The 8,523-nt window shown below is 70.5% G+C and carries 9 protein-coding genes; 2 read left to right on the top strand and 7 right to left on the bottom strand.

The genetic code is table 11. The features are described 5' to 3' along the window. A partial coding sequence (locus E1281_RS33610) for a hypothetical protein (protein ID WP_131883747.1) occupies positions 1-1,445 on the bottom strand: 1,445 nt, incomplete at its 3' end. 148 nt (positions 1,446-1,593) lie between these two features. Between E1281_RS33610 and E1281_RS33615 the strand changes: the two genes are divergently transcribed. After that, positions 1,594-2,550, top strand: coding sequence for an NAD(P)H-quinone oxidoreductase (locus E1281_RS33615; protein WP_131883748.1), 957 nt, complete (start codon positions 1,594-1,596; stop codon positions 2,548-2,550). A gap of 12 nt (positions 2,551-2,562) precedes the next feature. After that, on the top strand, positions 2,563-3,111 hold the full coding sequence (locus tag E1281_RS33620; protein ID WP_131883749.1) for a bacterial proteasome activator family protein: 549 nt from the start codon (positions 2,563-2,565) through the stop codon (positions 3,109-3,111). 49 nt (positions 3,112-3,160) lie between these two features. Here E1281_RS33620 and E1281_RS33625 read toward each other — a convergent pair whose 3' ends face one another. The 6 genes from E1281_RS33625 to E1281_RS33650 all read right to left on the bottom strand — a co-directional run. Further along, positions 3,161-3,964, bottom strand: coding sequence for a Cof-type HAD-IIB family hydrolase (locus E1281_RS33625; protein ID WP_131883750.1), 804 nt, complete (start codon positions 3,962-3,964; stop codon positions 3,161-3,163). 62 nt (positions 3,965-4,026) lie between these two features. Next, complete coding sequence (gene serS, locus E1281_RS33630) at positions 4,027-5,286, bottom strand: serine--tRNA ligase (protein WP_131883751.1); 1,260 nt, start codon at positions 5,284-5,286, stop codon at positions 4,027-4,029. An 87-nt stretch (positions 5,287-5,373) separates the two neighbouring features. Beyond that, on the bottom strand, positions 5,374-6,180 hold the full coding sequence (locus E1281_RS33635; RefSeq protein WP_207943656.1) for a class I SAM-dependent methyltransferase: 807 nt from the start codon (positions 6,178-6,180) through the stop codon (positions 5,374-5,376). A 14-nt stretch (positions 6,181-6,194) separates the two neighbouring features. Further along, on the bottom strand, positions 6,195-7,199 hold the full coding sequence (locus E1281_RS33640) for a hypothetical protein (protein WP_131883752.1): 1,005 nt from the start codon (positions 7,197-7,199) through the stop codon (positions 6,195-6,197). Positions 7,200-7,387: 188 nt separating this feature from the next. After that, the gene (locus tag E1281_RS33645; protein ID WP_131883753.1) at positions 7,388-8,104 is read right to left on the bottom strand and encodes a DsbA family oxidoreductase; all 717 of its coding nucleotides are present in this window, start codon (positions 8,102-8,104) and stop codon (positions 7,388-7,390) included. 66 nt (positions 8,105-8,170) lie between these two features. After that, positions 8,171-8,523: ACT domain-containing protein (locus tag E1281_RS33650; protein ID WP_131883754.1), on the bottom strand; the 353-nt coding region annotated here is incomplete at its 5' end.

Consider the following 8,523-nt stretch of genomic DNA (forward strand, 5'->3'; position numbering starts at 1 on the left):
GGGTAGCCGGGCGCGGGCTGCATCATCTGGTTGAGCGCCTGCGGGTAGCCGGACTGATCCTGCGACTGCCCTCCGGGGTACCCGTACCCCTGCACCGGCTGCCCGGTGTTCGGGTCGACGGGCTGGAACTGACCACCCGCATTCGGGTCCTGCGCATACGGCTGGCCCGTGTTCGGATCGACGGGCTGGAACTGACCACCCGCGCTCGGGTCCTGCGCGTATGGCTGCCCGGTGTTCGGATCAACCGGCTGGAACTGACCACCCGCATTCGGGTCCTGCGCATACGGCTGGCCCGTGTTCGGATCGACGAGCTGGTACGGCTGGCCGGTGTTGGGGTCGGGCGGCGGATACTGCTGACCAGGCCCGGGGGCCTGCCCGTAAGGCTGGCCGGTACTCGGATCGAACCACTGACCGCCACCCGCGCCCGGGTCCTGACCATAAGGCTGGCCCGCGTTCGGGTCGACGGGCTGGAACGGCTGGCCGGTGTTGGGGTCGGGCGGCGGATACTGCTGACCAGGCCCGGGGGCCTGCCCGTAAGGCTGACCAGTGCTCGGATCGAACCACTGACCGCCACCCGCGCCCGGGTCCTGACCATAAGGCTGGCCCGCGTTCGGGTCAGCGGGCTGGAACGGCTGCGCGTAGGGCTGGCCCGCGTTCGGATCGGCCGGCGCGTACTGGCCTCCCGCGGCACCGGGGACCGGCTGGACGGGCTGGCCGGTGTTGGGGTCGATCGGGACGTAGGGCTCCCCGGAGGCGTCGGTGTCCTGAGGGTAGGGCTGGCCTGTGGTGGGGTCGATCGGCTGGTAGTGCTGGTCGCCCGCGCCGGCATCCGGCTGGGGGTACTGGCCGGACGGGTACGGCGGCAGCTGGTCGAGGGGCGGGGCCATGTTGCCGTTGGTGTCGTACGGCGACTGCTGCGGCGCGTACGGAGGCTGCTGCGGGGGCTGCTGGGGGGCCTGGGACGGGTCGTAGCCGCCCGTCGAGTACGGCGGCGGCAGCATTCCTCCGTCGAACGGCTGCGGCATGGGGCCGCCCTCGTAGGACGGAGGCTGCGGCGGGCCGAAGCTCTGGGGCGGGTAGCCGGTCTCGGACGGCTGCTGGAACGAGGGCGGCGCGGCGAGCCAAGGGGCGGCGTTCGGGTCGGGCTGCTCGAAGTCCGGCTGCTCGAAGCCGGACTGGTCGAGGCCGGACTGGTCGAAGCCGGACTGCTCGAAGCCGGACTGCTCGAAGCCGGACTGCTCGAAGTCGGGCTGCTCGAAGTCGGGCTGGGCGTCCTCGTCCGGTGGCGCGTTCTCCTGCTCGGCGGGCATGTCCTGCTCGGCGGGCATGTCCTGCTCCTCGGCCTCGGGCGGGTCGGGAGACTGCCCGGGCTGCTCACCGCTCATGGCGTCCAATGAGGCCAGCCGCTCCTCCAGAGAACGCCCGTCGTGATCGTTCCTCGCCACCGTTCATCCCCCTCGGGCACGCCTCTGATGATCGTCACGGAGCAGGTGGGCAAAATGATCCCCACGCAGGATACCTGTGCGCCACTACCACGCATCCCGCGCGTAGATCGACGTTGGCGGACGCGGGACGCCCGGTAGCGTGACCGGTATGCATGCGATCGTTATCCGTGAGCCGGGAGACTACGACGTCCTGGAGTGGACGCGGGTTCCGGATCCGGCGCCGAAGCCGGGTGAGGTGCTGATCGAGGTGGCGGCGAGCGCGGTCAACCGCGCGGACGTCATGCAGCGCAAGGGCTTCTACCCGCCCCCGGCGGACGCGCCCCCGTATCCGGGGCTTGAGGTGTCCGGACGCGTCGCTGAGCTGGGCGCGGACGTGACCGGACCGAGCGTCGGCGACGAGGTGTGCGCCCTGCTCGGCGGGGGAGGGTACGCGGAACGGGTCGCGGTGCCCGCCTCGCAGGTGCTTCCCGTGCCGCGCGGGGTGGACGTCGTCGAGGCGGCCGGTCTCCCGGAGGTCGCATGTACGGTCTGGTCGAACGTCCACATGCTCGCGGCGCTGCGCGAGGGGGAGACGCTCCTGGTCCACGGCGGCGGCAGCGGCATCGGGACCCTGGCGATCCAGCTCGCCAAGGCGCGCGGCGCGCGGGTGGTGACGACCGTGGGCAGCGCCGCGAAGGCGGCCCGCTGCAAGGAACTCGGCGCGGACGTGACCGTGAACTACCGCGAGGACGACTTCGTCGAGAGCGGGCCCTACGACGTCATCCTGGACCTGATCGGCGCGAAGTACCTGGCCCGGAACGTGGACGCGCTGGCCGTCGGCGGCAGGCTGATGGTGATCGGCCTCCAGGGCGGCGCGAAGGCGGAACTGGACATCGGCAAGCTGCTCCGCAAGCGTGCGCAGGTGCACGCCACGACGCTGCGGGCACGTCCGCTGGAGGAGAAGGCGGAGATCGTGGCGGGCGTCCGGGAGCATGTGTGGCCGCTGCTGGAGTCGGGCGAGATCCGGACGGTGGTGGACCGCCGGATCCCGATGGCGGACGCGGCGAGCGCGCACCGGCTGCTCGAAGAGAGCGGTCACGTCGGCAAGATCCTGCTGACCGTGTGAGGATTGAGGATTATGAGCGAGCCTTCTAAGAACCCATCTGAACAGGACCCCCAGGTGCTCGTGGTCGGCCCCAACGGAATCGCCATCGATGCGGGCGGTGAGGGCGACACCGAGGGCAAGTCGGTGACCGAGATGGTCGAGCAGCCCGCGAAGGTCATGCGGATCGGCGGGATGATCCGGCAGCTTCTGGAAGAGGTCAAGGCCGCCCCGCTGGACGAGGCGTCCCGGGTCCGGCTGGGCGAGATCCACAAGTCGTCCATCAAGGAGCTGGAGGACGGCCTCGCGCCCGAGCTGGTCGAGGAGCTGGAGCGGCTGTCGCTGCCGTTCACCGAGGGGACGATCCCGAGCGAGTCGGAGCTGCGGATCGCGCAGGCGCAGCTCGTCGGCTGGCTGGAGGGCCTGTTCCACGGCATCCAGACGACGCTGTTCGCCCAGCAGATGGCCGCACGCGCGCAGCTCGAGCAGATGCGGCGCGCCCTGCCGGCCGGGATGATCCCGCCCGGCGCCGCCGGGGAGGAAGAGCAGCAGTCCGGACGGCGCTCGTCCGGCCCCTACCTGTAACCGGTAGGGCACGGCGCAGAACGGCCGCCAGGCGAGGCGGCCGTTCCCGTCAGGCGAAGAGGCGTTCGAGCACCTCGGCCACGCCGTCGTCGTCGTTGCGGGACGTCTTGTGCGTGACGGCCGCTAGCACGAGCGGGTGCGCGTTGGCGACGGCGTACGAGGTGCCCGCCCAGGTGAGCATCGGCAGGTCGTTGGGCATGTCCCCGAACGCGGTGACGTCCTCGGACGTGAGCCCGTGCTCCGTGCAGAGGGCCGCGAGGGCACTGGCCTTGGTGACGCCGTGCGCGCTCATCTCCAGCAGCCCCCGCCCGGACGAATGCGTGACGGTGACGAGGTCCCCGACGGCCTCGACCGCCTTCTCGGAGAGCGAGTCCGGGTCGGCCTCGGGATCGAACCCGAGCAGCTTCGTCCCGCTGAGGCCGAGGATCGCCTCACTGCTCACGGGACGGCCGCCGAGCGCCTTGGCGTTCATGCGGCCGAGCGTGTAGCTGTCCTCGAACATGAAGCCGTCGGTGTGCTCCACGGCGAACCGCAGCGCGGGCGCGATCGCGCGCAGCCGCCCGATCGTCTCCGCGATCACCGGCGACGGGATCTCGTACGCCTTCAGCACGGTCTCGGTGTGCAGGTCGTAGACCACGGCGCCGTTGGCGCAGATCGCGACGCCGTGGTGGTCGACGGCCGCGGCGATGTCGGTCATCCAGCGCGGCGGCCGCCCGGTGACCATGACGAGCATCGACCCGGCCCGCTCGACACGGGCCAGGGCATCGACGGTACGGGCGGAGATCGTCCCATCGGAGCGCACGATCGTGCCGTCGAGGTCAGTCGCGATCACGCGCGGCGAGGAGTGGGTCATGTCACCTTCCTGGGCATATGGCTCACCATAAGCCACACGTCGGACACACTCCCCGCCGGGCGTCAGCGCTTGACCGGCTCCAGGACCTCCAGCCCGATGAACTTCTGGAGCGCCTCCGGGACGTGGACCGACCCGTCCTCCCGCTGGTGGTTCTCCAGGATCGAGACCATCCACCGGGTGGTCGCCAGGGTTCCGTTCAGGGTCGCGACGGGCTGGTTCTTGCCGTCGGCGTCCTTGAACCGCACCGCGAGGCGCCGTGCCTGGAACTCGGTGCAGTTCGACGTGGAGGTGACCTCGCGGTAGGTGTTCTGCGTCGGCACCCACGCCTCGCAGTCGTACTTGCGCGCCGCGCTGGACCCGAGGTCGCCCGCCGCGACGTCGATCACCCGGTACGGGATCTCGACCTTGGCGAGCATCTCCTTCTCCCACTCCAGCAGCCGCAGATGCTCGGCGTGCGCGTCGGCCGGGTCGCAGTAGGAGAACATCTCGACCTTGTCGAACTGGTGGACGCGGATGATGCCGCGGGTGTCCTTGCCGTACGAGCCGGCCTCGCGGCGGAAGCACGACGACCACGCCACGTACCGCCGCGGCAGTTCGTCGACGATCTCGTTCATGTGGTACGCCGCGAGCGGCACCTCCGACGTCCCGACCAGGTACAGCTCGTCCTGCGGGAGCCGGTACACCTCGGCGGCGTGGGCGCCGAGGAACCCGGTGCCCTCCATCGCCTCCGGCTTCACCAGCACCGGCGGGTACATCGGGACGAACCCGTTCGAGACGGCCGTCTCCATGGCGAGGTTGAGCAGCGCGTACTGGAGCCGCGCGCCCACGCCCGTGAGGTAGTAGAACCGCGCGCCCGACACCTTCGCGCCGCGCTCCATGTCGATGGCGCCGAGGCTCTCCCCCAGCTCCAGGTGGTCCTTCGGCTCGAAGCCGAACGCCGCCGGCTCACCGACGTGCTCCAGGACGACGAAGTCCTGCTCGCCGCCGGCGGGGGCGCCGTCCTCGATGACGTTGGGGACGCCCTTCATCAGCGCGTCGAGTTCCTCGCCGAGCCGGTCGGCCTCCGCCTCGCGCTCCTTGACCTCCTGCGCCAGCTCCTTGGCACGGGCCAGCAGCGCCTGCCGCTCGTCCCCCTGCGCCTTGGACACCGACTTGCCGAAACTCTTCTGCTCCGCCCTGAGCTGCTCGAAGGACGTCAGCGCCGAGCGGCGCCTCTCGTCCACGTCCAGCAGCCGGTCGACGACGGCGTCATCCTCACCGCGGGCGCGCTGCGACGCGCGCAGCCGCTCGGGATCCTCTCGAAGAGCTCGCAGGTCAATCACAGACCCGAGGCTACCGGCCCGGCCTCCCGTCCGCGCGCGAGTATCGGCGGTTCAGCGGACAGGGCCGGTTCAGCGGACAGCGCCGGTTCAGCGGACGCCGCCGGCCAGCAGCGCGTGCGCGGGCAGCGCGACCTCGCCGTCCTTCGCCGGGTAGGCGGAGATGATCGCGTCGTAGGCGCCCTTGATGCGCGCGACGGTCTTCGCGTCCTGCCGCCCCACGATGACGCCGTTGGTGCCGACCCTGGAGAGCGCGCCCGTCTTCCACCACTCCTCGGGGTCGACGACGTGCTCCCATGAGACCTCCTCGACGGCGACCTCGCCGAACCCGGCCTCCATCACCAGCCGCCTGAAGGCCACCGCCTCGCCGTACTCCATGAACGGCGCGTCGGGGATGTCGTCCGGCCACGGCACGCCGGCCTCCTCGATCGCCTGCCGGACGATTCCGAGGACGCCGCTGCCCGGCATCACCCAGCAGCTCAGCGCCAGCCGCCCGCCCGGCCGCAGGACGCGCCGCAACTCCGCGAGCGCCCTGCCCGGGTCGCCGACGTGGTTGATGACGAAGTTGCCCGCGACCGCGTCGAACTCCCCGTCCGCGAACGGGACCTCGGGCAGGACGGCGACGCGCACGTCCAGCCCGGGGACGTTCCGCCGCGCCACCTCGGCCATGCCCGGCTCGGCGTCCAGCGCCGAAACCCGGGCCCCGCGCCGGACCGCCTCCCGCGACACGAACCCCGGCCCCGTCCCGACATCGAGGAACCGCGTACCGTCCGCGACCCCGGCGGCGTCCAGCAGCGGCTCGACCATATAGCCGGTCACATGCGCGAACCCGCGCTCATACGCGTCCGCCCGCCCGGCCCACAGCTCCCGCTCATAAACATCGAAGTCCTTGGCCACCCCCGCACCCTACGTCAGCGCACGTCGACGTAGTCGCTCGGATGGTTGGACCCGATGTAGGTGCCGCTGCCCCAGTACCTGGCGAGCCACGTCCCGTCCCTGGACGCCTTGAACTTCCTGCTGAACCACCCGTTCCGCGCCGTCTTCGTAATGGCCTTCTTCGTCCAGGTGGACGAGCCCTTGGGCCTGAAGTAGATGTGGATGTTCGCTCCCGGGCCGGGCTTCCCCCCAGGCATGTAGCGGTACAGCAGCCCCTTGACCGTGATGTACGCGCCCTTCTTCACCGGCTCCGGCGAGGCGTTGTAGCGGTGAAGGTGCGTCCGGTACTTGACGTTGACATAGTCGGCGCCTCCCGTGGACTGCTCGGTGCGGCCGCTCTGAGGGACGACCGCGCGCCAGTACCCGTCGCGTTCCGCCGGGACGTGGAACGCGAACCCGCCGTCGCCGCCCATCGACTGGACGTCCCTGTTCCTCCAGGTCTTCCCATCGGTGGAGAACTGCAGGACGACGTTCCCGAAGGCGGTCGCCGGGGCCCACCGCCCGTCCGCCATCCTGCGCATGACGGTGCCGTACGCCGTCACGTTCCGGTCCCGCGCGGCCGGTTCGGGCCCCGCGTTGAAGCCGGAGACCGACGTCCTGTACGCGACTTGGCGGACCTTTGTGACCGCATACGACGACTCGTAGGTGTAGTAGTCGTCGGGCAGGTTGACGGGATCGTTCGCGAAGTCGACGTTCCACGCGCCATTGGCGCTGATCGTGACCGGAACGCTGTATCGGCCGTTGGCGTCGGTCGTCGGCGTGGCGATGGTGTGCCAGTCCCCGCCGGTCGCCTTGTCGAACCGGAGGTCGAGTTCCTTGCCCGCCAGCGGAGCCCAGACGCCGTCCGGGCTCTGCCAGTCGAGACGGCCGCTGATGGCGACCTGGTCGCCCACGATGAGGCGGTCCGGCATGGTCAACGTGATCCGGGTCTTGAGCCGCTGCTCGGCGCCGCGCGACACCTGGGCCTTCGCAGGGGACACCGCCTCCGCTGGGACGGCGGCAAGGGACAAGGGCACGGCCAAAGCCACAGAAACGGTGAGCGATCGGCGCACGGGGCCTCCATGATCAGGGATGCACGGAGAAGACGCGCGCCACGGCCGCCCGGATTACGGCTTTCGCGGCACCTCGGGACACAAAACCATAACAGTGTTGAGTGGCATGATCGGTGTCAGTGATGGTCGTGCCGGGGGACGGCGCAGGTGTCGTCGGCGCAGGTCTCCCCATCGGCGCCCACGGTGGTGCGTTCGGATCGTGTGTCCGCCCAGGCGCGGTCCAGGGCCTGGGTGAACGTTTCGGCGGGCTGCGCGCCGGAGATGCCGTAGCGGCGGTCGATGACGAAGAACGGGACGCCCGTGGCGCCGAGTTCGCGGGCCTCGCGCTGGTCGGCGTCCACCTCGGCGGTGAACGTGCCGGACGTGAGGGTCTCGCGCGCGGTGGCGGCGTCCAGGCCCGCCTCCTCGGCGATCTTCACGAGTGAGTCGTGGTCGAAGACCGAGCGGCGGTCGGTGAAGTGCGCCCTGTACAGCGCCTCGACGGCCTCGGCCTGCACGCCGTGCTCGGCCGCGAGGTGGACGAGCCGGTGCACATCGGCGGTGTTGCCCACCCGGCCGCCTTCGAGGTTGTACTCCAGGCCGACTCCGGCGGCGCGCTCCTCCATCTGGCGGTTCATCTCGATGGCCCGCTCGCGCTGCATGCCCATCTTGCTCGCCAGCACGTCGGCGACGTCCATGGTCTCGCCCTGGGGGAAGGACGGGTCGAGCTGGAACGCCCGGTACACCACCTCGACCTGGTCGCGATGCTCGAACCCTTCCAGCGCGCGTTCGAACTGCCGCTTTCCGATGTAGCACCAGGGGCAGATCACATCGGACCAGATCTCAACGCGCATGGGGACACCTCTCAGGACGGGTTGACCATGTCCAACACGTCCGGGCCCGGATCGATTTCCGTGGGCTCAGGGGTGGCCGGTGCGGATGGCGTTCAGCCAGGCGGCGGCTTCGGTGAAGTCGTCGTCGTGGGTGCCGCGGCGGATCTCGGGGCGGGTCTGGTCGGCGCGGGGGTAGGAGCCGACGAAGCGGAGGTCCGCGCAGACGCGGCGCAGGCCCATGAGGGCCTCTCCGACGCGGGCGTCGGAGACGTGGCCTTCGAAGTCCATCCAGAACAGGTAGGAGCCGAGGCCGGCGCCGGTCGGGCGCGACTGGATCAGCGTGAGGTTGATGCCGCGGACGGAGAACTCGGTGAGGATCTCCAGCAGGGCGCCGGGGTGGTCCTCGCCGATGACCGCGACGACGGTCGTCTTGTCCGTGC

It is taken from the genome of Actinomadura sp. KC345 (genome assembly GCF_004348515.1).
In the GTDB taxonomy this organism is placed as follows: Bacteria; Actinomycetota; Actinomycetes; order Streptosporangiales; family Streptosporangiaceae; genus Spirillospora.